Here is a 23,782-nt window from a genome sequence, read left to right as displayed (position 1 = left end):
CCAATTCGCCAGCGGTTGCCAAGTCCTTGTCCAACAAAGGTTTCCTCCAATCTGTGCGGCCGGTCGGAGTTCGAGGAGCCGGCGGCACGATGGCCCGGGATGGCCTGTTACCTACTATCAACGCCATCCGGGAGGGGTTCCGGCCGCCCCAGCGCGTAAACTACGCGGCCCTGCCCGCCCACCCGACTGGATTAAGCACCATGACCGGGACGCAAGCCCCCGACCTGCCGACCACGGCCGGCCCTGCCGTGACCGACCCCGCCCTCGTCCCCCTGCCCGTTGGCCGTGCGTGCACGCCCGACCAGGCGCGCGGCAAGCCCAGCGAAGGCTCGCCTTCGCGAGGAAAGCTTTTCATCAAGACCCACGGGTGCCAGATGAACGAGTACGACTCGGCCAAGATGGCCGACGTGCTCGCCGCCTCCGACGGCCTGGAGCTGACCGACAACCCCGAGGAAGCGGACGTGGTGCTGGTCAACACCTGCTCCATCCGCGAGAAGGCGCAGGAAAAGGTCTTCAGCCAGCTCGGCCGGTGGAAGGCCCTGAAGGCCGGCGGCCGCGACGTCATCATCGGTGTCGGCGGCTGCGTGGCCTCCCAGGAAGGCGAAGCGATCGTCAAGCGCGCACCCTACGTGGACCTGGTGTTCGGCCCGCAGACGCTGCACCGCCTGCCGGAGCTGATCCGCGCGCGCCGCGAGCAGAACAAGCCGCAGGTCGACATCAGCTTCCCCGAGATCGAAAAGTTCGACCGTCTGCCCGAGCCGCGCGCCGAAGGCCCGTCGGCGTTCGTGTCGATCATGGAAGGCTGCTCGAAGTACTGCTCGTTCTGCGTGGTGCCCTACACCCGCGGCACGGAAGTCAGCCGGCCGTTCGAGGACGTGCTGGTGGAAGTGGCGCAACTCGCCGCGCAGGGCGTGCGCGAGATCAACCTGCTCGGCCAGAACGTCAACGCCTATCGCGGCCGCTACGCGTCTGATGAAAGCGGGGGCGACGGCGAAGTCGCGGACCTGGGCCTGCTGATCCGCACCATCGCCGAGATCGATGGCGTGGGCCGCATCCGCTTCACCACCTCGCACCCGCTGGAGTTCAGCGACTCGCTGGTGGACGCGTACCGCGACGTGCCGCAGCTGGCCAACTTCCTGCACCTGCCGGTACAGGCGGGCAGCGACCGGGTGCTGTCGGCGATGAAGCGCGGCTACACCGCGCTGGAGTTCAAGCAGAAGATCCGCAAGCTCCGTGCCGTGCGGCCCGACATCTCGATCAGCTCGGATTTCATCGTCGGCTTCCCCGGCGAAACCGATGCCGATTTCGAGAAGACGATGAAGCTGCTCGAGGACGTCGGCTTCGACCAGAGCTTCAGCTTCATCTACTCGCGCCGCCCCGGCACGCCGGCCGCGGACCTGGAAGACGACACGCCGGACGCCGTGAAGCACGCGCGCCTGGAGCGACTGCAGCAGCACATCAATGCCCATGCCGCCGGCATCTCGCAGCGCATGGTCGGCACGGTGCAGTCGGTGCTGGTGGAAGGCCCGTCGAAAAAGAACCCGAACGAGCTGACCGGCAAGACCGAGAACATGCGCTCGGTGAACTTCCCCGGCCATCCGCGCCTGGTCGGCCAGTTCGTCGACGTGGCGATCACCGAGGCGCTGACCAACTCGCTGCGCGGCCGCATCGCCGACACCGACTGACGTCGCGTGTCAGCCGACGGCGGGCAGAGGCACGCCGTCGCGCTCGTTGTCCCAGATCATGTGGATGATCTTCCAGCCGTCCTCGCCCTTGTAGAGCTGGATGCTGTTGATGCCGCGGCGTTCCGCCACCGCATCGCCGGGTGCGTGGCGGGCCTCGTACGCGCTCCAGACGTGGGCGATGTTGCCGAACACGCGGATCTCCCGCCCGGTTTCGACTTCGAAGAAATCCATCTCCGCCAGCAGGGCGTCGGCGTTGGCGCGGTATTCCGCCAGCGAGAAGGACAGGCGCCACGGCGCACCCTGCGCGTCGACGCCGGTGCGTATCTGGCGGCAATCGGGATGGAAGACCTCGTCCTGCGTCGACCAGTCGCGCGGACCCGCCGGGCCCGAGATCATCGCGTACATAGCGTCCACCACCGCACCGATCGCTGCTTTGTCCATGCTCGCCCCTCTTGCCGGAAGAGCGCCAGCCTATCAGTCCAGCCGCTTGCGGAAGCGCAGGATGGCCGCCGTCATCATCACGGCGGTGAAGGCCAGCAGCGCGAGCACGTCCGGCCAAAGCTCCCACAGGCTGGCGCCGCGCAGCATCACGCCACGGATCAGGCGCAGGAAGTGGGTCAGCGGCAACGCCTCGGCGATCCACTGCACGACCTTCGGCATGCCGGCGAACGGAAACATGAAGCCCGACAGCAGGATCGACGGCAGGAAGATGAAGAACGTCATCTGCATCGCCTGGAACTGCGATTTCGCGCCGGTGGAGATCAGCAGGCCGAGCGTCAGGTTGGCCACGATCAGCAGGCAAGCAGCGATGTACACGTGCAGCAGGCTGCCGCCCAGCGGCACCTGGAACAGCCACATGCCCAGTGCCAGCACCACCGTGGTCTGCACGAAACCGATGGCGACGTAGGGCAGCACCTTGCCGATCATCAGTTCCGCGCTGCTGACGGGCGTGGCGATCAGCAGTTCCATGTTGCCGCGTTCGCGTTCGCGCACGATGGCCACGCCGGTGAACAGCACCATCGTCATCGTCAGGATCACGCCGATCAGCCCCGGCACGATGTTCACCGCCGAGCGCCGCTGCGGGTTGTAGAAGCCGACCACACTGATCGTGCGCGTCGCCAGCGAACTGCTGCTGCCCTCCAGCGGCATCTGCGCCAGCTGCGCCGCGGCGCTCTGCACGGCGTTGTCGCTGCCGTCGACGAAGATCTGCACCGCCTCGCGGCCCTCGGCCCGGCGCCGCACGTAGTCCGGCGGAATGACGATGCCGATGCTGATCTCGCCGCGCCGCATGGCCTCGACCAGTTCCTGCGGCGTCGCGGCCTCCTTCGTCGGCGTGACCACGCCGGTGGCGACGATATCCATCATCAGCGCGCGCGAGGCGGCCGTGCGCGACTGGTCGGCGATCCCGGCGGACAGGTCGCGCAGGTTGGTGTTGATCGCGTAGCCGAACAGCAGCAGCTGCATCACCGGGATGCCGACGATCATCGCCAGGGTGATGCGGTCGCGCCGCATCTGCCGCAACTCCTTCACCATCACGGCCATCAGGCGACGGAATTTCATGCGGCTTCCTCGCGCGCCGGCTGCCCGCGCGTGGCGGAGACGAAGACGTCCTCCAGGTTGGCCGGCGCCGCGGACACCTCCGCCCCGATCCCGGCCGCTCGGAGACTCTGCGCGATGCGGTCCGCGGCCTGTCCGTTCTCGGCCAGCAGCACGCGCAGCACGTTGCCGATCTGCGCCACGCTGATCACGCCAGGCAGGCCGACCAGCACCTTCTGCGCCTGGCGCGGCTCCGGCGCTTCCACCACCAGCGTGCGGCCGGCGAGTTCACCCGTCAGCGCATCGGGCGTGCCGTCCGCCACCAGCACGCCACGGTCGAGGATGGCGATGCGATGGCAGCGCTCGGCCTCGTCCATGTAGTGCGTGGAGACCAGCAGCGTGGTGCCGGCGTCGGCGAGCTCGAAGAGCTTTTCCCAGAAGTCGCGGCGCGATTCCGGATCCACCGCGCTGGTCGGTTCGTCGAGGAACAGCAATTCGGGCGAGTGGATCACCGCGCCCGCAAGCGCGAGGCGCTGCTTCTGTCCACCGCTCATCGTGCCGGCCAGTTGCTTCTGCCGGTCCTGGAAGTGGTACTGCTCGACCAGTTCATCGATGCGCCGCCGTGCCGGCGCGCGCGGGATGTCCTGCACGGCCGCCAGGAACTCGAGGTTCTCGCGGACGGTGAGGTCTTCGAACAGGGAGAACTTCTGGGTCATGTAGCCGATGCGCGTGCGCAGCGCCTCGGCTTGTTCCGGGATGCGCAGGCCCAGCACGTCGATGTCGCCCGCCGTCGGCGTCAGCAAGCCGCACAGCATGCGGATGGTGGTGGACTTGCCGGAGCCGTTCGGGCCGAGGAAGCCGTAGACGTTGCGCCGCGGCACGTCGAGGTCGACGTCGTTCACCGCGACCAGCGCACCGAAGCGCTTGGTCAGTCCGCGGACGCGGATCGCCAGTCCTTCGTCATTCGTCGCCATCGGACACCACCTGCAGCGGCGCACCCACCGGCAAGCCGGCGGCGTCCTGGCCCAGGCTGATTTCGGCGAGATAGCTCAAGCGTGCGGCGTCCTGGCCGGTCAGCGCGAAGTACGGGGTGAAGCTGGGTTCACTGCGGATCATCCGCACGCGGCCTTCGTGGGTCGCACCCTCGCCGTCCAGGCGCACACGCACCGTGTCGCCGACCTTCAGCCGGTTGCGCATCGCCTGCGGCAGGTACACGCGCGCATACGGCGCCTCGCCGACCAGCATCACCGCCAGCGGCGCGCCGACCGGCGCCTGGTCGCCCAGCTTGTACGGCAGGCTGTCGATGCGGCCCGCGCGCGGCGCGATGATGTTGAGCTTTTCCAGCGTCACCGCCTGCACGCGCGCTTGTGCGTCCGCCGATGCGACGGCGGCTTCGCCCTGCGCGACCTGTTCGGCGCGCGTGCCGTGTTCCAACTCCAGCAACGCGGCCTGCGCCAAGCGCACCTGGGCCTGCGCGCCCTGCGACGCCGCGCGCGCGCGATCCACCTCGGAAGCGGCGACCAGGCGCTGGCGCCCCAACGGTTGCAGGCGCGCGTAGTAAGCGTCCGCGTCCCGGACCTGCGCCTGCGCGGCTGCCAGGCTGGCGCGTGCCTGGGCGATGGTCTCGACGCGCGGGCCGGCGCGCAGTTCGGCCAGGACTTCGCGGCTCTGCGTGGCCTGCGCCTGCGCGGCGGCAAGTTGCGACTGGGTGCGCGCCAGTTCGAGCTGCAGCAACGGCGCACCTGCCGCCACCTGCTGCCCTTCGCGCACGTCGATGCGCACGATCTTCTCGGCGACCGGCGACGGCAGCGTCACCCGGTCCCATTCCAGCGTGCCCAGGGCCGCGGGTGCGTCGGCGGCGCAGCCCGCGATCGCAAGGATCGCGGCGGCCAGGGCACCGCGTTGCAGTTCATTTCGCATGGTCCAGCTCCAGTCCACGGTCCAGCAGCACCAGCGTGTGCCGGCGCAGGTCGTTGAAGTCGATGTCGTCGGCACCGAACAGCTGGCGCCAGATCGGCGCGCTCGCCATCGGGAACATGGTCAGCCCGATCAGCGACACCATCAGCAGGCGCGGATCGAGGTCCGGGTTGAGCTGCCCCGCCTGCTGCGCGGCGGCGAAGCGCCCGGCCATCATCTTCGGCAGCAGCGGGCCGACCTGGTTGATCATCATGTCGCGCAGTGCGCCGCCTTCGCACAGGATTTCGCGCACCCACAGCGTCGGCAGCCAGGGGTGCTGCTGGACCACGCCTGCGATGCCGTGCACGAACCCGGCGACCAGCGCGGCCACGTCGCCGTCGCCCGCCTGCAAGAGCGGCGCGCGCAGCTGGCCGATCACCGGCAACAACCGCTCCGCCACCACCGCTTCCTGCAGCTGCGCCTTGTCGCCGAAGTAGTAGTGCACTAGCGCCGGCGTTACCCCCGCTTCCGTGGCGATGTCGCGCAGCGAGGTGGCCGCAATGCCGCGACGGACGAAGCACGCCAGCGCCGCATCCAGCAGGGTGGCGCGCAGATCGGCGGTTTCGGCGGTCGGGCGGCGCCCGCGGGTGCGTTTGCGCGGCGTGGACGGAGAGGACGCCTTGCGGCCGCCGGTTCGCGTCGGGGGTGATGTCGTCGTCATAGCCATTATTTAATTTTGTGATTAATTAAATTTCAAGCCGATCCCGACGAACGGCGCCCGGCTGGCTGGTCCGGGGTGGTCGCGCTACCCTGCGCGCCCGCCTTGCGTTTGCCAGGATCGCCGCCATTTCCTCGGATAGCCCCCGCCTGTGGGTATTCACGCTGGAAGCCCGGCCGCGTGCCGACAGCCCGGACTTCGCCGAAGCCGGCGGCGCGTACGTCACCTGCTACCAGAAGCCCGGATTCGCCGACGACCCGATGCGACGCGCCTCCGAGTTCATCCGCGAACAGGGCTGGGTCGTCATCGCCGTCGAGGACGAGCCCGCCCAGATCGGACGTGACGAAGCGCCCAACATCGAGCACTTCGACCAGGCCCTCGTCGAGGACGAGGTCTACGTCTTCAACCAGTGGCCCGTCGACGATGCCGACGACCAGACGCGCCACTAGCCAACGAACCGAACCATCCCCTGCCCCATGACCGAACCCAGCAAACGCGAATTCACCCTGGAACCCGAGAACACCGAACGCCTGGCCAACCTCGCCGGCCCCTTCGACGCGCACCTGCGCCAGGTCGAATTGCGGCTGGGCGTGGAGATCGCCAACCGCGGCGCGGTCTTCCGCGTCACCGGCCCGGAGAAGGCCGTCGTCGCCACGGAAAAACTGCTGCATTCCCTGTACGAAGAAGCCGCCGGCGAGACCTTCGACAGCGAAGCCATCCACCTGCGGTTGAACGCCGCCAACGTGGAGCGCGTCGCCGAGGACGGCTATGAGCCGCAGGACGTGGCGATCAAGGTCAAGCGCGGCACCGTGCGCGGCCGTGGCGCCAACCAGGCCAAGTACCTGCACGCCATCGCCACCCACGACATCAACTTCGGCATCGGCCCAGCCGGCACCGGCAAGACGTTCCTGGCCGTCGCCAGCGCGGTGGAAGCACTGAACGAGTCGCGCGTGCAGCGCCTGATCCTGGTCCGCCCGGCGGTGGAGGCCGGCGAGAAGCTGGGCTTCCTGCCCGGCGACCTGTCGCAGAAGGTCGACCCGTACCTGCGCCCGCTGTACGACGCGCTGTACGAGATGCTGGGCGTGGAGAAAGTGGTCAAGCTGCTGGAGAAGAACGTCATCGAGATCGCGCCGCTGGCCTACATGCGCGGGCGCACGCTCAACGACGCGTTCGTCATCCTCGACGAAGCGCAGAACACCACCATCGAGCAGATGAAGATGTTCCTCACGCGCATCGGTTACGGCAGCACCGCCGTCGTCACCGGCGACCTGACCCAGGTGGACCTGCCGAAGCACCAGAAGTCCGGCCTGAAGGACGCGCTGGAAGTATTGCGCAACGTCGACGGCATCTCGTTCACCTTCTTCACCAGCCGCGACGTGGTGCGCCACCCGCTGGTCGCGAAGATCGTGCGGGCTTACGATGCACGCGACGGCAAGGACGCGGAAACCGGCCCGGCTGCATAACCCTTGCGTTCGGCGTCATCCCGGCGCGCGCCGGGATCCATGTTGAGCTTCCCCCTTGGCTTGCATTACCCCATCATCGAGCGACATCAGAATGGATTCCGGCTTCCGCCGGAATGACGAGCACCCAAGATGACCCAAGGCCCCGTCCGCCTCGAAGTCTCCGTGAACTACGCGTTGCCCCGCGCCGGCATTCCGTCGGCGGTGAGCTTCCGCAAGTGGGTGGCCGCTGCGCTGGCGGGCCGCATCCGCGAGGCCGACCTGGCCATCCGCATCGTCGACAGCAAGGAAGGCCGCGCGCTCAACCGCCATTACCGTGGCCGCGATTACGCCACCAACGTGCTGAGCTTCCCGGCCGAGATGGCCGAAGGCGTGAAGCTGCCCAAGGGCGTGAAGATGCCGCTGCTCGGCGACCTGGTGATCTGCGCACCGGTGGTCGCGCGCGAGGCCCGCGAGCAGAAGAAGCCGCTGGCCGCGCATTACGCCCACATGACCGTCCACGGCACCCTGCACCTGCTGGGCTGGGACCACGAGGACGACAAGGAAGCCGAGTGCATGGAGCAACTCGAGCGCGAGATCCTCGCCGACCTCGGCATCGACGACCCCTACGCGGAAGAATGACCATGCTGCGCTCCCTGTTGCTCGCGTCCTGCGTGGCGCTGGCCCTGCCCGTTTCCGCGCGCGCACAGGCCGCGACCGACCTCGCCTCGCTGATCGAATGCCGCGGCGACATCGCCGGCCTCAGCGCGCTCGCACCCGCACTGGAAGACCCGCTGAAGGCCGTCGCGCTCGGCTGGCAACCGCTGCCGCAGGCGAACATGTTCATGACCGAGTACCGGCTGGCGTCGCCGATCCGCGTGTTCGGCCACGACACCGGCCACATCGCCTTCTCGGGCGGCAGCGTGATGGCGATCCTGGACTTGCCCGATCCGCGTCCGCTGGCGAAGGAACTGGCGCTCGAGACCGCCATCGATACGCCGGCCAAGGCCATGTTCGGCAAGGAACTGCGCAGCGAGGAGACCCGCGATGCGACGAGCGGCAAAGTGCTGATCGAATCCGTCGTCCTCAACGTCAGCAACGTCGCCTCGCACCCGGGGAAGACGCTGGCGGGCTGCAGCTACAGCCTGGACCTGCCCGAGGACGCGCCCGAAGACGAGGCGCCGGCCGCGCCTGCAACCGTGACCCAACCGGGTTAGACTGGCCCCCACGCCCGACCGGGCGCACACCCCCACGAGATGTCAGAAGACGACAGTACCCACGCGCCGGATGGCTCCGACAAACCCTCGGAGAAACGGCGCACTTGGCTGGACCGCCTCAGTTCGGCGTTCTCCGGCGAACCCAGCACACGCGAAGACCTGGTGGCCCTCCTGCGCGACGCGCAGTCCGACGGCCTGATCGGCGGCGACACCCTGAAGATGATGGAAGGCGCCATCGACGTGGCCGACCTCACCGTGGGCGACGTCATGGTGTCGCGCTCCCAGATGGTGTCGCTGCCCGTCGAGGCGCGCTTCCTCGACCTGATGAAGCAGGTGGTCGAATCCGGCCACTCCCGCTTCCCGGTGCACGGCGAGAACAAGGACGAGATCCTCGGCATCCTGCTGGCGAAGGACCTGCTGCGCGGCGTGGTCGCCGACAACGGCCCCGGCAGCGTGCGCGAACTGCTGCGGCCCGCGGTACTGATCCCGGAGTCGAAGAAGCTCAACCTGCTGCTGAAGGAATTCCGCCTGTCGCGCAACCACATGGCGATCGTGGTGGACGAGTACGGCGGCGTTGCCGGCCTGGTGACGATCGAGGACGTGCTGGAACAGATCGTCGGCGAGATCGACGACGAGCACGACGAAGCCGAGGACGGTGCCGCACTGATCGCCGCGCAGGCCGATGGCCAGTTCGTGGTGGACGCGCTCACGCCGATCGCCGATTTCAACGAGCGCTTCGGTGCCGACTTCCCCGACGACGAGTACGACACCGTCGGCGGGCTGGTGACGGCCGCGATCGGCCACCTGCCGGAAACCGGCGAGGAGCTGACGCTGGGCCGCTTCATGTTCCGGGTGGCGCGCGCGGACGCGCGACGCGTGCACGCGTTCCACGTCGGAGTGCTAGCGGATGCGTAGCCTGGCCACGCGCCTGGCGCTGCTGGGCGTGTTCTGGCTGCTGGCGGCGACCGCCTGGGCGGCGCCGCGCATCGGCGTGGCGACCATGCAGCCGGGCGAGGTCTTCTTCGAGCGCTTCGGCCACAACGCCATCGTCGTGGTCGACCCCGCCAACGGCGACGCGATCTCGTACAACTTCGGTTTCTTCGACCCCTCGGAAGCCGACTTCGTCGGCAATTTCGCCCGCGGCCACATGATGTATTACCTGGTCGCGCTGCCGTTCGAGCAGGACCTGGCGCAGTACCGCGAGAGCGGGCGCGGCGTGTCGCTGCAATGGCTGGACATCACGCCCGGGCAGGCGCAGGCACTGGCCGATGCGCTGGCCGAGCGCGCGCGCCCCGAGAACGCGCGCTACCGCTACGACTACTTCACTTCCAACTGCTCCACGCAGGTGCGCGACGCGTTGGACGCGGCGCTCGGCGGTGGGCTGAAATCGCAGCTGGCCGGCCGCTCGCGCGGCAACACCTTCCGCAGCGAAGCGGTGCGCCTGGCCTCGCCGGCGACGTGGATGTGGCTGGGCTTCGACGTAGGCCTGGGGCCGTCGGCGGACAAGCCGATGTCGCGCTGGGAAGAAGCCTACGTGCCGATGCGCCTGGCCGACAGCCTGCGCGAGGCGAAGAACGCGGCGGGACGTCCGCTGGTGCAGTCCGAGATGCAATTGCTGCCGCACCGCATCGCGGCAGAACCCGCCGAGACGCCGCGCCGTTGGTGGCCGTGGCTCGCGGCCGGTGTCGCGGTCGCGCTGTTGATCGCCTTCGTGGGCCGTCGGAACGCGCGCGTGATCGCGGCGCTCGCGCTGCCGTTGTGGCTGGCGTGCTTCGTGGCGGGCGCGCTGCTGGTTTATCTGTGGGGCTTCACCGAGCACTGGGCCGCGTGGGCCAATCGCAACCTGCTGCTGTTGAACCCGCTGTGCGTGTTGCTGATACCCGGCGCAATTGCCGTGCTGCGCCGCCGCATCCCACCTGCGTGGTTCGGCTGGCTCACGGTCGTCGTCGCGGTGGGCGCGCTGGTCGCGTGGTTCCTGCACTGGCTGCCGCTGCGGCTGCAATACAACCAGTCGTGGATCGCGTTGTTGCTGCCGGTGCATCTGGCGCTTGCATACGTATTCATGCCCCGACGCTTGTCGCACTGAGTCCCGCCACGCACGATGCGGCCCTCTGCTTATCGCGAGGGTCGCATGTCCCGTTTCCTTCTTCCGCTCTTCGTCCTGCTGTCCAGCGCTGCCGCGCACGCGGCACCGGGACCGCGCGTCGCCTCGCCCGACGGCTCCATCGTGGTGGAGCTGTCCACCGACAACGACGGCCGGCCTGCGTATGCCGTCTCGCGCAAGGGCCAGCCGGTCATCGCCTCGTCGCGGCTCGGCTTCCTGCTGCTGGACGCGCCGAAGTTCGAACGCAACATCGAGATCGTGCAGCCGCGCACGCGTGCGTTCGACGAGACGTGGGAACAGCCCTGGGGCGAGCGCCGCTTCATCCGCAACCACTACAACGAACTGACGGTCACGCTGAAGGAGAAGGCCAAGCCCTTCCGCAGCTTCGACGTGGTGTTCCGCGTGTTCGACGACGGCGTCGGCTTCCGCTATCGCTTCCCGAAGCAGCCCGGCCTCGAACAGGTGAAGATCAGCGAGGAACTGACGGAGTTCTCGCTGGCCCGTGATGCGACCGCGTGGTGGATCCCCGCCGGCGAATGGAACCGCGAGGAATACCTGTACCACCGCACGCCGGTGCAGCAGGTCGGCGACGCGCAGACGCCGATCACCTTCAAGTTCGCGGACGGCACCCATCTGTCGATCCACGAAGCCGCGCTGGTCGACTACAGCGGCATGAACCTGACCCGCGTCGAGGACCGCAAACTGAAAGCGGACCTGACCCCCGGCATCGGCGAGGGCAAGGTGGTGCGTGCGGCACCATTCGACACGCCGTGGCGCACGCTGCTGCTGAGCGACGATGCCGCCGGGCTGGCGATGTCCGGCCTGACGCTCAACCTCAACGAACCCAATGCCCTTGGCGACGTGTCGTGGGTGAAACCGATGAAGTACGTCGGCGTGTGGTGGGAAATGCACCTGGAGCTGAAGAGCTGGGCCTCCGGCCCCAAGCACGGCGCCACCAACGAGAACGTCCGCAAGCACATCGATTTCGCCGCGAAGAACGGCTTCGGCGGGGTGCTCGTGGAAGGCTGGAACGTCGGCTGGGACGGCGACTGGTTCGGCAACGGCGAGGACTTCAGCTTCACGAAGTCGTATCCCGACTTCGACCTCGAAGCGCTCAGCCGCTACGCCCGTTCGAAGAACGTGGTGCTGATCGGCCACCACGAGACCTCGGGCAACGCCGCGCACTACGAGTCGCAACTCGATGCCGCGTTCGACCTGTACCAGCGCGTCGGCGTGCCTGCGGTGAAGACCGGCTATGTGGCCGATGCCAGCCAGGCCAAGGTCACCGGCACCGACGGCAAGCGCCACTACGCGTGGCACGAAGGCCAGGACATGGCGCGCCACCACATGAAGGTGGTGACCGAGGCGGCGAAGCGCCATATCGCCGTCAATCCGCACGAGCCGATCAAGGACAGCGGCCTGCGCCGCACGTATCCGAACTGGGTCACCCGTGAAGGCGCACGCGGCATGGAATTCAGCGCCTGGGGCCAACCCGGCAATCCGCCGGAACACGAAGCCAACCTCGTGTTCACCCGCCTGCTCGCCGGGCCGATGGACTACACGCCCGGCATCTTCGGCATGAAGACGCGCTCCACCGACGGCATCGCCACCACCTGGGCCAAGCAGCTTTCGCTGTATGTCGTCATCTACAGCCCGCTGCAGATGGCCGCCGACCTGCTGGAGAACTACGAGAAGAACCCGGCGCCGTTCCAGTTCATCAAGGACGTGCCGGTAGACTGGGACGACACGCGCGTGTTGAACGGTGAGGTCGGCGACTACGTGACCATCGCGCGCAAGGAGCGCGGCGGCCCCAACTGGTACCTCGGCGCACTGACCGACGAAGACGGCCGCACCCTGAGCGTGCCGCTGACCTTCCTCGACGAGGGTCGCCGCTACACCGCGCAGATCTACCGCGACGGCGACAAGGCGGACTGGAAGACCGCGCCGCAGGACATCGTGATCGAGGAGCGCAGCGTAACGCGCGGCGACACGATGACGCTGAAACTGGCGCCGGGTGGCGGCCAGGCGATCCGGTTCGTGGCCCAGTGAGGTGAACCTGGTGGTGGGAGCGACGTAAGTCGCGAACCGGGATCAGCGATGCGCTGGACCTGCCATCGCGACTGACGTCGCTCCCACAACAGCGGACCGGGCTTGTCGGATACGGCTCCGTGGCGCACGATTCACGCCATGAATGACGTCGCCAGCCCCACCGAAAAACCCGTCCTGCCCCAATGCGTCGTCAACTGCGTGGTCTACGACCAGGGTGGCAAACGGCGCGACATCGGTCTGGACGAAATCAGCGACGTCCTCGCGGTCGATGACGGCAGCTTCATCTGGGTGGGCCTGTACGAGCCGGCCGATGCGATCCTGGAGAAACTGCAGGAAGAGTTCTGCCTGCACGACCTCGCCGTCGAGGACGCGCAGAATGCCCACCAGCGCCCGAAGCTGGAGGCTTACGGCAACTCGCTGTTCGTGGCCGTGCATACGGCGCAGGTGGTGGACGACCGCATCAAGTTCGGCGAGACCCACGCCTTCCTCGGCCCGCGTTACCTGGTGACCGTGCGCCACGGTGCGTCGCTGTCGTACGCGCCGGTGCGCGAACGCGTGCAGCGCGAACCGGACCTGCTGGCGCTCGGCCCGTCGTATGGGCTGTACGCGGTACTCGACTACATCGTCGACAACTACCGGCCGATCATCGACCAGTTCAAACAGACGCTGGATACGCTGGAGAAGGACATCTTCGCCGACACCTATCGCCGGGTGACGGTGGTGAAGCTGTACGAACTGAAGCGCGAACTGACCCAGATGCGGCTGGCCGTGGCGCCGCTGCAGGATGTGCTCGCCCAGCTGACCCGCTCGCAGAGCGCGCTGATCCCAGAGGAAGTGCGGCTGTACTTCCGCGACGTGCAGGACCACGTGCTGCGCGTCAACGAATACACCGACACCTTGCGTGAAATGCTGACGACCGCGCTCAGCGTGAACCTCTCGCTGGTGACGCTGGCGCAGGGCGAGATCGTCAAGCGCCTGGGCGCCTGGGCCGCGCTGCTCGCCGCGCCGACCCTGATCACCAGCTGGTACGGCATGAACTTCGAGCACATGCCGGAACTCGGTGGTCGCTTCGCCTACCCCGTCCTGATCGCGGGCGTCGCGCTCGCCTGCTTCGGCCTGTACCGGCTGTTCAAGCGTTCGCGCTGGCTCTGAGCGCCCTACGCCATCGGATTGCGACCAAAGTCGAAGGCTGAATCGGTCATTACGGATTGACCGGCCTCCCGCATGGGGTGACCCTTGTCCGGACTTGTCGGAGGGTTCCCGAATGAATGGTTTTTCCAAGATCGGCTGGGCGGCGCTCGCGCTCCTCGGCGCAGGGTGTCTGGGCGTCGTGGCATTGCGCCAGGGCGAGCAGATCAGCGCGCTGTGGATCGTCGTGGCGGCGGTGTCCATCTACCTGGTGGCGTACCGCTACTACAGCCTGTACATCGCGAAGAACGTGATGGGGCTGGACCCGACCCGCGCGACCCCCGCGCACATCAACAACGACGGCCTGGACTACGTGCCCACCAACAAGCACGTGCTGTTCGGCCACCACTTCGCCGCGATTGCCGGCGCCGGCCCGCTGGTGGGCCCGGTGCTTGCGGCGCAGATGGGCTACCTGCCCGGCATGCTCTGGCTGATCGCCGGCGTGGTGCTCGCGGGCGCGGTGCAGGACTTCATGGTCCTGTTCATCTCCAGCCGCCGCAACGGCCGCTCGCTGGGCGACCTGGTCCGCGAGGAAATGGGCCAGGTGGCCGGCACCATCGCGCTGTTCGGCGCGTTCCTGATCATGATCATCATCCTGGCGGTGCTGGCGATGATCGTGGTGAAGGCGCTGGCCGAGAGCCCGTGGGGCATGTTCACGGTGATCGCCACGATGCCCATCGCGATCTTCATGGGCATTTACATGCGCTACATCCGCCCCGGCAAGATCGGCGAGATCTCGGTGGTGGGCATCATCCTGCTGTTGCTGGCCATCTGGTTCGGCGGCAAGGTCGGTGCGCATCCCACGTGGGGCCCGGCGTTCACCTTCACCGGCACCCAGATCACCTGGATGCTGATCGGCTACGGCTTCGTCGCCGCCGTGCTGCCCGTGTGGCTGCTGCTGGCGCCGCGCGACTACCTGTCGACCTTCCTCAAGATCGGCGTGATCGTCGCGCTGGCCATCGGCATCGTCATCGCCAGCCCGGAAGTGACCTCGCTGAAGATGCCGGCGCTGACCCAGTTCGCCAGCACCGGCGACGGCCCGGTGTGGAAGGGCGGCCTGTTCCCGTTCCTCTTCATCACCATCGCCTGCGGTGCGGTCTCGGGCTTCCATGCGCTGATCAGCTCGGGCACGTCGCCCAAGCTGCTGGCCAATGAAACCCACACCCGCTACATCGGCTACGGCGGCATGCTGATGGAATCGTTCGTCGCCATCATGGCGCTGGTCGCGGCCTCGATCATCGAACCGGGCGTCTACTTCGCCATGAACAGCCCCGCCGCCGCCATCGGTACGAGCGCGGTCGACGTGGCTGCGAAGGTCAGCAGCTGGGGCTTCGTGGTGACGCCGGAAATGCTGACGCAGACCGCGCACAACATCGGCGAAAGCACGATCATCTCGCGCGCCGGTGGCGCACCGACCCTGGCCGTGGGCATCGCGGTGATCCTGCACGACGCCCTGCCGGGCGGCGACGCGATGATGGCGTTCTGGTACCACTTCGCCATCCTGTTCGAAGCGCTCTTCATCCTGACCGCGGTGGATGCGGGCACGCGTGCCGGTCGTTTCATGCTGCAGGACCTGCTGGGCAACTTCATCCCGCCGCTGCGCAAGACGGATTCCTGGGGCGCCAACGTCATCGGCACCGCCGGCTGCGTCGCGCTGTGGGGTTACTTCCTGTATCAGGGCGTGGTCGATCCGCTGGGCGGCATCAACACCTTGTGGCCGCTGTTCGGCATCGCCAACCAGATGCTGGCCGGCATCGCGCTGATGCTGTGCACGGTGGTGCTGTTCAAGATGAAGCGCGACCGCTACGCCTGGGTCACTGTCGTCCCGGCGATCTGGCTGCTGATCTGCACGACGTATGCGGGTCTGATCAAGATCTTCGACAGCAATCCGGCGGTCGGCTTCGTCGCCCAGGCGAAGAAGTACCAGGCCGCCGTCGCCGACGGCCAGCTGCTCGGCGCCGCCAAGAGCATGAGCCAGATGCACCAGGTGGTGGTCAACAGCTACGTCAACACCGGCCTGACCGTCCTGTTCCTGTTCGTGGTGTTCAGCGTGCTGCTGTATGCGATCAAGGCGATCCTGAAGGCGCGCGCCAGCAGCGTGCGCACCGATCGCGAGTCGCCGTACATCGCGCTGACCGACGAACAGCAGAAGGCCTGGCTGTAAGCCATGGGCACGGAACTCGTTCCGATCTCGCACTTCGCCACGCACAAGCGCGTGTGGCGGAGGCTGGTGCAGACCGCGCGCCTGTGCTGTGGCATTCCGGACTACGACAACTACGTCCGGCACGTGCTGGAGAAGCACCCGGACCGCGAGCCGATGGACTACAAGACGTTCTTCCGCGAACGGCAGGAAGCGCGGTTCGGTGGCAGGAGCGGGTTCCGCTGTTGCTGATCGATTCCGTCAGACGAACAAAAAAGGGCGAAGCCAGTGGCTTCGCCCTTCTTGTTTGATCTCCTGTGGGAGCGACGTGAGTCGCGAACTGAAGCATCAGGATCGCGACTCACGTCGCTCCCACGAGGATCATGTTCTCAACCCTGCCCCGCCATCGCACGCAGGCCGACGCCGACCGCGTACGCCGCCACGGTACCCGTCGCATAACCCAACGCGCCCAACAATGCGCCCACCGGCGCGAGCGAGGGATGGAACACCGACGCCACCACCGGCGCCGAAGCCGGACCACCGATATTGCTCTGCGAGCCCATCGCGAAATAGAAGAAGGGCACGCGCAGCAGCTTGCCCAGCAGCGCCAGCAGCACGATGTGCACCAGGATCCAGATCACGCCCAATGCCAGCAGCCACGGCTTGTCGGCTAGCGAGCCGATGTCCATCTGCATGCCGATGCACGCGATGAGGATGTACAGGAACAGCGCGCCGATCTTCGACGCACCCGCACCGTCCAACGCGCGCGCGCGGGTCAGGCTCAGGCCCAGGCCGATCAGGGTGGACAGCACGACCACCCAGACGAACGGCTCGTGCAGGCTCACCTGCTTCGCCCATGCGAAGCCGCCAAACCAGGCCGACGCCGGTCCGGCAACGGCGTGCGCAAGGCCCACCGTACCGAAGGCGATCGCCAGGATCACCATCAGGTCCGTCAACGTGGTGACCCGCTCGTGCTGCTTCTGATAGGACGCCAGGCGTTCCTTGAGTTCCTCGATCGCACGCGTGTCCGCGCCCGTATGCGCATCGATGGCCTTCGCACGGTTCGCCAGGAAGATCAGCACGGCCATCCAGACATAGCCGACCGCGACGTCGATGACGACGAACTGGCCGAACGTGGTCTCGTCGACTTCGAAGACCTCCTTCATCGCCACCATGTTCGCGCCGCCGCCGATCCAGCTGCCCGCCAGCGCGGCCATGCCGCCCCAGGTGTCACCGGCCACGGTCTCCGGGTGCACCGCATCCATCACGCCGAAGGCCACGAACGCACCGATCATCACGCTGATCGACGCCGCCGCATACATCACCAGCAGCTTGGGCCCCAGTTTCAGCACGCCCTTCAGATCGATGGTCAGTGTCAGCAACACCAGCGCCGCCGGCAGCAGCACGCGGCTCGCCACCGGGTTGTAGAGCTTGCTGGCCGCGCCATCGATCAGGCCGACGCTGTTGAAGATGCCGGGGATGAAGTAGCACAGCAGCAACGCCGGCACGTAGGTGTAGAACTTCTTGAAGAAGCCTGTTTCGCGCGAGGATGTCCAGAACACCACGCCCAGCGTGGCGGCGATCAGGCCGAACAGGACGATGTCGTTCTGGATGAGCGCAGTGGAAGGTTCGGTGGCTTCGATCGCCATCGGCGGGGTTCTCCTTCAGTCAAAGAAAAAGGGCCGGCATGACCGGCCCTTTCGAGAAAGCGTCAGCGGCCGATGTGCTGCTTCAGCCACGCATTGACGGTGTCGTGCCACAGGATGCTGTTTTGCGGCTTGAGCACCCAGTGGTTCTCGTCCGGGAAGTACAGCAGCTTGGATTCGATGCCCTTGCGCTGCAGCGCGGTGAACGTGGACAGGCCCTGGTCCACCGGCACGCGGTAGTCCTTCTCCCCCTGCACCACCAGCATCGGCACGCGCCACTTGGCGATGTGGTTGACCGGGTTGAACTTCTCGATGTTCTTCGGCACGTCGTACGGGGTGCCGCCGTTCTCCCACTCGGTGAACCACAGCTCCTCGGTGACGTAGGCCATCGAGCGGATGTCGAACACGCCGTCGTGGTTGACCAGGCACTTCCACGGCTCGTTCCAGTTGCCGGCGATCCAGTTGATCATGTAGCCGCCGTAGCTGGCGCCCAGCGCGCACGCGTTCTTGCCGTCGAGGAAGGCGTACTGCTTCTGTGCCGCTGCCCAGCCCTTCTGCAGGTCTTCCAGCGGGCGGTCGCCCCAGTGCTGGCTGATCGCATCGGTGAAGGCCTGGCCGTAACCGGTCGAGCCGTGGAAATCGATCATCACCACCGCGTAGCCCTGGCCCGCGTAGGTCTGCGGGTTCCAGCGATAGCTCCAACCGTTGCCGAAGCTGCCCTGCGGGCCACCGTGGATCAGGAACGCCACCGGGTATTTCTTGCCTTCCACGTAGTCGTGCGGCTTGACCACGTAACCGTGCACGGTCTCGTTGTTCCAGCCCTTGAAGTTGAACTGTTCGAAGTCGCCAAAGCTGACATCGCCGAGGGCTTCTTGCGCACTCGGCGTGATCGCACGCAGCGGCGCGCCGGACAGCGTCGTCGTGAACAGCTGGTCGCCGCTCTTCAGCGTATTGCGGGTCAGCGCCAGCGTGTCGCCGGCGATGTCGAAGGCGGAGATGCTGCCTTCGCCCACGACCGACTTCACCGCGCCGCTGGCGACGTCGACGGCGAACAGCGGATGCTGGCCCACGTCCTGCGCCGTGGTGTAGATCGTCGCGCCGTCCTTCGACAGTGCGATGCCGTCGGCGGAGCGATCCCACGACGGCGCGATCTCGCGCACCTGCTTCGAGGCCAGGTCCATCGCCATCAGGCCGAAGCGGTCGGCCTCGAAACCCGGGCGCTTCATTGCGCGGTAGTACAGCGCGTTGCCGTCGGCGCTGAACACCGGGCCGGTGTCCCACGCGGGATTGGCGGCGGTCAGGTTGACCGGCGCGCTGCTGCCGTCGGCGGCGATCTTGTACAGGTCGAAGTTGGTCGACCACGCCTCGCCCTTGCCGGCGACGCGGACCGATGCCACCACCGAGGCGCCGTCCGGCGACCAGGTGTACTCATCGGCGCCGCCGAACGGCTTGGACGGTGCGTCGCCATCGAGGCTGTCCGTCAGCGAGGTGGCCGTGCTCACCGCCTTGGCCTTGGCGCCCGGCAACGCCGCCACGAACAGGCGACTGCGACGGCCATCGGCCCAGGTGTCCCAATGACGGACGAACAGGCCGTCGTAGACCACGCCGGTGCTCTTCTTCGCCGCGGTGGCGTCGAGCCTCTTCTGCGTGCAGGCGAAGTCCGCCTTGCAGTCGGCGAAGGTGTCGGCGCTGAACAGCACGCGCGTGCCATCCGGCGACAGTTTGTAGCTGGCGACGTCCAGCGCGAACGCCGTCAGCTGGCGTGGCGTGCCGCCGGCCAGCGGCAACGCGTAGAGCTGCTGGATGCCCGACTTGCCGCTGAGGAAGTAGACCGTCTTGCCATCGGGCGAGAACGCGGGCGAGTTGACGTTCCAGCCTTCGGGCGTGAGGCGCTTGGGCGGGCCCATGTCGCGCGTCAGCAGGTTGCGGACCCACAGGCTACTGCTGCCCTTGGTCACGTCGGCATCGACCACGCGCTTGGCGAACAGCACGGTGCTGCCGTCCGGCGACAACACGGGCGAGGAAACGCGATCCAGCTTCTGCAGGTCGCGCACGTCGAGGCCGCGCGCAGCGGCCAGCGACGGCAGCGCCGCCAGCAAGCAGAAGGGCAACAGGGCGGATTTGAGCTTCATCTAGGGCTCCGGCAACAGGGAAACCCCGATGTTAGGCGCTAAGCGCGCCGCGGCGCAAAGGCGTGAAGTCACGCCCTTGCGCCGTGTATTGGCTTAACGGGGGCCGGGTTCGGCGTCGCCCAGCGCCTTCGCCTTGGCGCCCGCGCGATAGAGCAGCCAGCCCACGATCGCCAGGATCACCAGGCCGACGATCTCGCCCTGCTGGAAGGCTTCCGGCAGCACCAGCACGTCGCGATCCTTGGACACGTAGATGGCGATGCCGACCGCGATGCCCATCAGCGCTTCACCAGTGATCAGGCCCGCAGCGAACAGGGTGCCGGGACGGTGGATGCGGTCGCGCGCTTCCTCGTCCTTCGTGCCGACCATGCCATGGCGCTTCTCGACCAGGTAGGCGAGCAGGCCGCCGAGGAAGATCGGCACCATCAGCTCCAGCGGCAGGTAGATGCCGATCGCGGCAGCCAGTACCGGCACGCGGAAGCTGCTGCCCTTGGCTTTCAGCGTCTCGTCGACGGCGATGATGATCGCGCCGATCACGCCGCCGATGATGATGATGTTCCAAGGCAATTCGCCGCCGAACAGGCCCTTTGCGACCGAGGCCATCAGCGTGGCCTGCGGCGCCGACAGCGGATTCGGATGCTCGGCCGTCGGCGCACCGATGCCGTAGGCCTCGGACAGGATGTTCAACACCGGCGCCATGATCAGCGCGCAGGAGAACGCGCCGATGCCCAGCATCAGTTGCTGCTTCCACGGGGTCGCGCCGACGATGTAACCGGCCTTGAGATCCTGCAGGTTGTCACCGCCCACGGCCGCCGCGCAGCACACCACCGCGCCGATCATGATCGCGGCGACCGCACCCAGCGGTGCGCCACCGGCGCCGACTGCCATGCGTCCACTTTCACCCAGCAGCAACAGCAGCACGAGCGAGGCGAACAGGATGGTGGCGATGGTGATGCCCGACACTGGGTTGTTCGACGAGCCCACCAGGCCGGCCAGGTAGGCCGACACCGAGACAAACAGGAAGCCGGCCACGATCATGATGATCGCCATCGGGATGCTGACATGCCACACGCCGACGATGGCCTGATAAAGCAGCAGCAGCGGAAGCACGAAGATGACAAGCGCCACCAGCATCCACTTCATCGGCAAATCGCGATCGGTCTCGGCTACCGCGGCGCCAGAACCAGCGCGCGCGGCAGCAATGCCGCTTTTCACGCCCGACAGCAGCGACTTGCGGAGCGAGAACAACGTCCAGATGCCACCAACGAGCATCGCGCCCACGCCCAGGTAGCGAATCTGCTTCGACCAGATCGCGCCGGCGATATCTTCGGGACCGGCACCGACCAGGCTCTGCGCCAGCGCAGGATCGGTACCCATGAAGAACATGTGGTACAGCGGGATGGCGATATGCCAGGACAGGATGCTGCCCGACAGCACCACGATGCCGATGTTCAGGCCCACGATGTAGCCCACGCCCAGCAATGCAGGCGACAGGTTGGTGCCCATGTAACCGAGATACTTGCCGAAGAAGCCCGCGCCCGCGGCGGTGTCCGGGATCAGGCGCATGCCGCTGTGCGCGGCCACCTTGAGCACGGCGCCGATGGCGGCGGAGAACGCCAGGATCTTCAGGCCCGGGCCCGGATTCTCACCGGCCTTGAGCACTTCGGCCGCGGCCTTGCCTTCGGGGAACGGCAGCGGCTCCTCGACGATCATCGAGCGGCGCAGCGGCACCGAGAACAACACGCCCAGCAGGCCGCCGAGGCCGGCGATCGCCAGCACCCAGGAATACTGGAAGTCCTGCCAGTAGCCCAGGATGATCAGCGCGGGGATCGTGAAGATCACGCCGGCCGCGATCGACGAACCGGCGGAGGCGCCGGTCTGCACGATGTTGTTCTCCAGGATCGTGCCGCCGCCCAGCAGGCGCAGCACGCCCATCGAAACGACGGCCGCCGGGATGGCGGTGGCCACGGTCAGGCCGGCGAACAGGCCCAGGTAGGCGTTGGCGGCCGACAGCACGACGGCCAGCACGATGGCCAGCACGACGGCGCGGAAGGTAAGTTGCGGGGTCCCCGAGCTCATTGCATGTTCCCGAATTGCGGAAAGCCGACACGCTAGCGTCCGCTGCCCGGCAAGTCCAGCCGGGACGCGCGCCGTCGCTATACTCGCCCCGGAATCCCCGCCGGAGCGGCCCTTGACCCCCCTCGCCCCCGCGGCCACCGGCCGCGACGACTTCCTGGGCCACCCCAAGGGGGTCTACGTCTGTTTCTTCACCGAGATGTGGGAGCGCTTCTCCTTCTACGGGATGAAGGCGCTGCTGCTGCTGTACCTGACCAAGTACCACCTGTTCGCCGACGGCGCGGGCTACGACCTGATCGGGGCCTACGGCGGACTGGTCTACTGCGTGCCGGTGATCGGCGGCGTGCTGGCCGACCGCTGGCTGGGCATGCGCAAGGCGGTGGTCTTCGGCGGATTGCTGCTGGTGGCCGGCCATGCGGGCATGGCGCTGGAAGGCGCGGCGGCGACGATGGACGCTGGCGTGGTCACCCGCGACGAAGGCGCACTGCGCACGATGTATGTGTCGTTGGCCCTGATCGTCATGGGCGTCGGCTTCCTGAAGCCCAACATCACCGGCATCGTCGGTCGGCTGTATCCGGCGGGCGATCCGCGCCGCGATGGCGGCTTCAGCCTGTTCTACGCCGGCATCAACCTCGGCGCCCTGCTCGCCTCGCTGGTGTGCGGGTATCTCGGCGAGACGCTGGGTTGGAAGTACGGTTTCGGTGCGGCCGGCATCGGCATGCTGCTGGGCCTGGCGATGTTCCTCTGGGGCCAGCGCTACCTGCACGGACATGCCGAACCTCCTTCGCCTGCGTCGTTGCGCGCAGTGGTGTTGGGTGTCCCGCGGGAATGGCTGATCTACCTCGGCGCCGCGCTGGGCGTGCTGCCCGTGGCCTGGCTGATGTGGGCGGCGGCCAACGGCGCCTTCGCGCTGGGCGGCGAATTCTCGCTGGCGCTCGCGCTGATGCTGCTGGTACTGGCCACGGTGCTGGCGTGGTTCCTCTGGTTCATCACCACGCAATGCACGCCGGTGCAGCGTCGCCAGATGCTGGCGCTGATGGCGCTGATCTTCATGTGCCTCGTGTTCTTCACCCTGTACGAGCAGACCTATGGCTCGTGGGTGATGTTCACCGACCGGATGCTGACGAAAGACCTGTTCCCGTCGCTGGTACAGCCGGCATCGGCGGTGGTCTGGTCGGACAGTTTTGCCGCGAACATCGCGCTCTTCCTCGGCAGCGCGCCGTGGTCCACCTGGGCGCTGGTGGCGATGCCGCTGTCGTTCGTGATCGCGTCGCGCTGGTCGGAGCAGAGCACGCGCCCCGGGCCTCCGCGCGCACTGTTCCTCGGCACGGCCGCACTGATGGTGGTGCTGGTGTTGCGTGATTCGCTGGTGCTGCCGCAGACGGCCGGCTCCCTGACCTACCTGGGTGCCATGTTCCTGGTGGTGCTGGCGCCGGTGTTCGCCTGGCTATGGGCCACGTTGGGACGCCGCGGCCTCGACCCCTCCAAGCCGTTGAAGGGCGCGCTGGGTCTGCTGTTCGGCGGCCTGTCCTTCATCCCGTTGGCCTTGGCCGCGCAACAGGTAGGCGACACGGGCGTGGTCGCGAGCGTGTGGTGGCTGGTGCTGGCCTACCTGTTGCTCGAGATCGGCGAGATGTGCCTCGCTCCGGTCAGCCTGGCCGCCGTCACCGAACTGTCGGTGCCGCGGGTGGTGAGCTCGATGATGGGCATGTGGCTGCTGGCCACTGCATTCTCGGAAACGCTTGCCGCACAGTTCGGCAAACTTGCAGCGATGGATGTTCCGGACGATGGCGCACTCGATATCGCGCGCGCCGCCACCGCCTTCGCCGACCTGTTCTGGCTGATGATGTGGATCGGCCTGGGGTGCGCCGTGATCGCCTTGCTGGCCTCGCCGTGGCTGCGGCGGGCGATGCGTACGACGGACTGATCCGCCTTGGGCATGGACGGGCGGCGGATGAC

20 protein-coding genes are annotated in these 23,782 nt (G+C 67.3%); 12 read left to right on the top strand and 8 right to left on the bottom strand.

Annotated elements, in window-relative coordinates; translation table 11 throughout:
• Positions 1-200 precede the first annotated feature (200 nt).
• Positions 201-1,685 (top strand): tRNA (N6-isopentenyl adenosine(37)-C2)-methylthiotransferase MiaB, encoded by a 1,485-nt coding sequence (miaB, locus tag ASD72_RS01455; RefSeq protein WP_056878189.1) that lies wholly within the window; start codon positions 201-203, stop codon positions 1,683-1,685.
• A gap of 9 nt (positions 1,686-1,694) precedes the next feature.
• Here the strand turns inward: miaB and ASD72_RS01450 are convergent, their stop codons facing one another.
• The 5 genes from ASD72_RS01450 to ASD72_RS01430 are packed head-to-tail and all read right to left on the bottom strand — an operon-like array spanning position 1,695 to position 5,844.
• Positions 1,695-2,126 carry a hypothetical protein gene (locus ASD72_RS01450; RefSeq protein WP_056878188.1) on the bottom strand — a complete coding sequence of 144 codons (432 nt, stop codon included), beginning with the start codon at positions 2,124-2,126 and terminating at the stop codon, positions 1,695-1,697.
• Positions 2,127-2,159: 33 nt separating this feature from the next.
• Positions 2,160-3,245 (bottom strand): ABC transporter permease, encoded by a 1,086-nt coding sequence (locus ASD72_RS01445; RefSeq protein WP_056878187.1) that lies wholly within the window; start codon positions 3,243-3,245, stop codon positions 2,160-2,162.
• Positions 3,242-4,168 (bottom strand): ABC transporter ATP-binding protein, encoded by a 927-nt coding sequence (locus tag ASD72_RS01440; RefSeq protein WP_155944431.1) that lies wholly within the window; start codon positions 4,166-4,168, stop codon positions 3,242-3,244. Before ASD72_RS01440 ends, ASD72_RS01445 begins: the two co-directional genes overlap by 4 nt.
• A gap of 13 nt (positions 4,169-4,181) precedes the next feature.
• Complete coding sequence (locus ASD72_RS01435) at positions 4,182-5,141, bottom strand: HlyD family efflux transporter periplasmic adaptor subunit (protein ID WP_056878185.1); 960 nt, start codon at positions 5,139-5,141, stop codon at positions 4,182-4,184.
• On the bottom strand, positions 5,131-5,844 hold the full coding sequence (locus ASD72_RS01430) for a TetR/AcrR family transcriptional regulator (RefSeq protein ID WP_235577899.1): 714 nt from the start codon (positions 5,842-5,844) through the stop codon (positions 5,131-5,133). Before ASD72_RS01430 ends, ASD72_RS01435 begins: the two co-directional genes overlap by 11 nt.
• Positions 5,845-6,095: 251 nt before the next feature.
• On the opposite strand from ASD72_RS01430, the gene ASD72_RS01425 reads away from it, so the two are divergent.
• The 10 genes from ASD72_RS01425 to ASD72_RS01380 all read left to right on the top strand — a co-directional run bounded on the left by ASD72_RS01425 (position 6,096) and on the right by ASD72_RS01380 (position 16,224).
• Entirely contained in the window at positions 6,096-6,284 is a 189-nt protein-coding gene (locus ASD72_RS01425) for a hypothetical protein (protein ID WP_056878184.1), read from the top strand.
• A gap of 27 nt (positions 6,285-6,311) precedes the next feature.
• Positions 6,312-7,298: a PhoH family protein gene (locus tag ASD72_RS01420; protein ID WP_056878183.1), complete on the top strand. Its 987-nt coding sequence runs from the start codon at positions 6,312-6,314 to the stop codon at positions 7,296-7,298.
• A gap of 129 nt (positions 7,299-7,427) precedes the next feature.
• Positions 7,428-7,916, top strand: coding sequence for an rRNA maturation RNase YbeY (ybeY, locus tag ASD72_RS01415; RefSeq protein ID WP_056878182.1), 489 nt, complete (start codon positions 7,428-7,430; stop codon positions 7,914-7,916).
• Between the two features lie 2 nt (positions 7,917-7,918).
• Positions 7,919-8,491, top strand: coding sequence for a hypothetical protein (locus ASD72_RS01410; RefSeq protein WP_155944409.1), 573 nt, complete (start codon positions 7,919-7,921; stop codon positions 8,489-8,491).
• Positions 8,492-8,530: 39 nt separating this feature from the next.
• On the top strand, positions 8,531-9,406 hold the full coding sequence (locus tag ASD72_RS01405; protein ID WP_056878181.1) for a transporter associated domain-containing protein: 876 nt from the start codon (positions 8,531-8,533) through the stop codon (positions 9,404-9,406).
• Positions 9,399-10,577: a DUF4105 domain-containing protein gene (locus ASD72_RS01400; protein WP_081420064.1), complete on the top strand. Its 1,179-nt coding sequence runs from the start codon at positions 9,399-9,401 to the stop codon at positions 10,575-10,577. The genes ASD72_RS01405 and ASD72_RS01400 overlap by 8 nt, the downstream gene beginning before the upstream one ends.
• Positions 10,578-10,622: 45 nt before the next feature.
• The gene (locus tag ASD72_RS01395; protein ID WP_235577898.1) at positions 10,623-12,644 is read left to right on the top strand and encodes a glycoside hydrolase family 97 protein; all 2,022 of its coding nucleotides are present in this window, start codon (positions 10,623-10,625) and stop codon (positions 12,642-12,644) included.
• A 138-nt stretch (positions 12,645-12,782) separates the two neighbouring features.
• Positions 12,783-13,796, top strand: a complete 1,014-nt coding sequence (gene corA / locus ASD72_RS01390; protein ID WP_056878179.1) for a magnesium/cobalt transporter CorA — start codon at positions 12,783-12,785, stop codon at positions 13,794-13,796.
• A 112-nt stretch (positions 13,797-13,908) separates the two neighbouring features.
• On the top strand, positions 13,909-15,996 hold the full coding sequence (locus tag ASD72_RS01385; protein WP_056878178.1) for a carbon starvation CstA family protein: 2,088 nt from the start codon (positions 13,909-13,911) through the stop codon (positions 15,994-15,996).
• A gap of 3 nt (positions 15,997-15,999) precedes the next feature.
• Positions 16,000-16,224, top strand: a complete 225-nt coding sequence (locus ASD72_RS01380) for a CstA-like transporter-associated (seleno)protein (RefSeq protein WP_056878177.1) — start codon at positions 16,000-16,002, stop codon at positions 16,222-16,224.
• Between the two features lie 137 nt (positions 16,225-16,361).
• On the opposite strand, the gene ASD72_RS01375 is transcribed toward ASD72_RS01380, so the two are convergent.
• The 3 genes from ASD72_RS01375 to ASD72_RS01365 form a co-directional block, all read right to left on the bottom strand.
• Entirely contained in the window at positions 16,362-17,621 is a 1,260-nt protein-coding gene (locus tag ASD72_RS01375; RefSeq protein ID WP_056878176.1) for a DUF819 family protein, read from the bottom strand.
• 62 nt (positions 17,622-17,683) lie between these two features.
• Positions 17,684-19,750, bottom strand: coding sequence for a S9 family peptidase (locus ASD72_RS01370; RefSeq protein ID WP_056878175.1), 2,067 nt, complete (start codon positions 19,748-19,750; stop codon positions 17,684-17,686).
• A gap of 93 nt (positions 19,751-19,843) precedes the next feature.
• Positions 19,844-21,826, bottom strand: a complete 1,983-nt coding sequence (locus tag ASD72_RS01365; RefSeq protein ID WP_056878174.1) for an oligopeptide transporter, OPT family — start codon at positions 21,824-21,826, stop codon at positions 19,844-19,846.
• 112 nt (positions 21,827-21,938) lie between these two features.
• Between ASD72_RS01365 and ASD72_RS01360 the strand changes: the two genes are divergently transcribed.
• Positions 21,939-23,750, top strand: a complete 1,812-nt coding sequence (locus ASD72_RS01360; protein ID WP_056878173.1) for an oligopeptide:H+ symporter — start codon at positions 21,939-21,941, stop codon at positions 23,748-23,750.
• The last annotated feature ends 32 nt before the right edge of the window (positions 23,751-23,782 follow it).

Origin of the sequence: Pseudoxanthomonas sp. Root630, from assembly GCF_001427585.1 — a bacterium.
In the GTDB taxonomy this organism is placed as follows: Bacteria; Pseudomonadota; Gammaproteobacteria; order Xanthomonadales; family Xanthomonadaceae; genus Pseudoxanthomonas_A.
The sequence above is the reverse complement of the archived record's forward strand: the minus strand, read 5'-3'. Positions and strand labels throughout refer to the sequence as shown.

What these genes read in the sequence shown, in the direction of transcription:
- ASD72_RS01430 (WP_235577899.1), bottom strand. Translation starts at nt 5,844, where the DNA reads ATGGCTATGACGACGACATCACCCCCGACGCGAACCGGCGGCCGCAAG.
- miaB (WP_056878189.1), top strand. Translation starts at nt 201, where the DNA reads ATGACCGGGACGCAAGCCCCCGACCTGCCGACCACGGCCGGCCCTGCC.
- ASD72_RS01395 (WP_235577898.1), top strand. Translation starts at nt 10,623, where the DNA reads ATGTCCCGTTTCCTTCTTCCGCTCTTCGTCCTGCTGTCCAGCGCTGCC.
- ASD72_RS01385 (WP_056878178.1), top strand. Translation starts at nt 13,909, where the DNA reads ATGAATGGTTTTTCCAAGATCGGCTGGGCGGCGCTCGCGCTCCTCGGC.
- ASD72_RS01400 (WP_081420064.1), top strand. Translation starts at nt 9,399, where the DNA reads ATGCGTAGCCTGGCCACGCGCCTGGCGCTGCTGGGCGTGTTCTGGCTG.
- ASD72_RS01425 (WP_056878184.1), top strand. Translation starts at nt 6,096, where the DNA reads ATGCGACGCGCCTCCGAGTTCATCCGCGAACAGGGCTGGGTCGTCATC.
- ASD72_RS01365 (WP_056878174.1), bottom strand. Translation starts at nt 21,826, where the DNA reads ATGAGCTCGGGGACCCCGCAACTTACCTTCCGCGCCGTCGTGCTGGCC.
- ybeY (WP_056878182.1), top strand. Translation starts at nt 7,428, where the DNA reads ATGACCCAAGGCCCCGTCCGCCTCGAAGTCTCCGTGAACTACGCGTTG.
- ASD72_RS01375 (WP_056878176.1), bottom strand. Translation starts at nt 17,621, where the DNA reads ATGGCGATCGAAGCCACCGAACCTTCCACTGCGCTCATCCAGAACGAC.
- ASD72_RS01420 (WP_056878183.1), top strand. Translation starts at nt 6,312, where the DNA reads ATGACCGAACCCAGCAAACGCGAATTCACCCTGGAACCCGAGAACACC.
- ASD72_RS01370 (WP_056878175.1), bottom strand. Translation starts at nt 19,750, where the DNA reads ATGAAGCTCAAATCCGCCCTGTTGCCCTTCTGCTTGCTGGCGGCGCTG.
- ASD72_RS01445 (WP_056878187.1), bottom strand. Translation starts at nt 3,245, where the DNA reads ATGAAATTCCGTCGCCTGATGGCCGTGATGGTGAAGGAGTTGCGGCAG.
- corA (WP_056878179.1), top strand. Translation starts at nt 12,783, where the DNA reads ATGAATGACGTCGCCAGCCCCACCGAAAAACCCGTCCTGCCCCAATGC.
- ASD72_RS01405 (WP_056878181.1), top strand. Translation starts at nt 8,531, where the DNA reads ATGTCAGAAGACGACAGTACCCACGCGCCGGATGGCTCCGACAAACCC.
- ASD72_RS01435 (WP_056878185.1), bottom strand. Translation starts at nt 5,141, where the DNA reads ATGCGAAATGAACTGCAACGCGGTGCCCTGGCCGCCGCGATCCTTGCG.
- ASD72_RS01450 (WP_056878188.1), bottom strand. Translation starts at nt 2,126, where the DNA reads ATGGACAAAGCAGCGATCGGTGCGGTGGTGGACGCTATGTACGCGATG.
- ASD72_RS01410 (WP_155944409.1), top strand. Translation starts at nt 7,919, where the DNA reads ATGCTGCGCTCCCTGTTGCTCGCGTCCTGCGTGGCGCTGGCCCTGCCC.
- ASD72_RS01380 (WP_056878177.1), top strand. Translation starts at nt 16,000, where the DNA reads ATGGGCACGGAACTCGTTCCGATCTCGCACTTCGCCACGCACAAGCGC.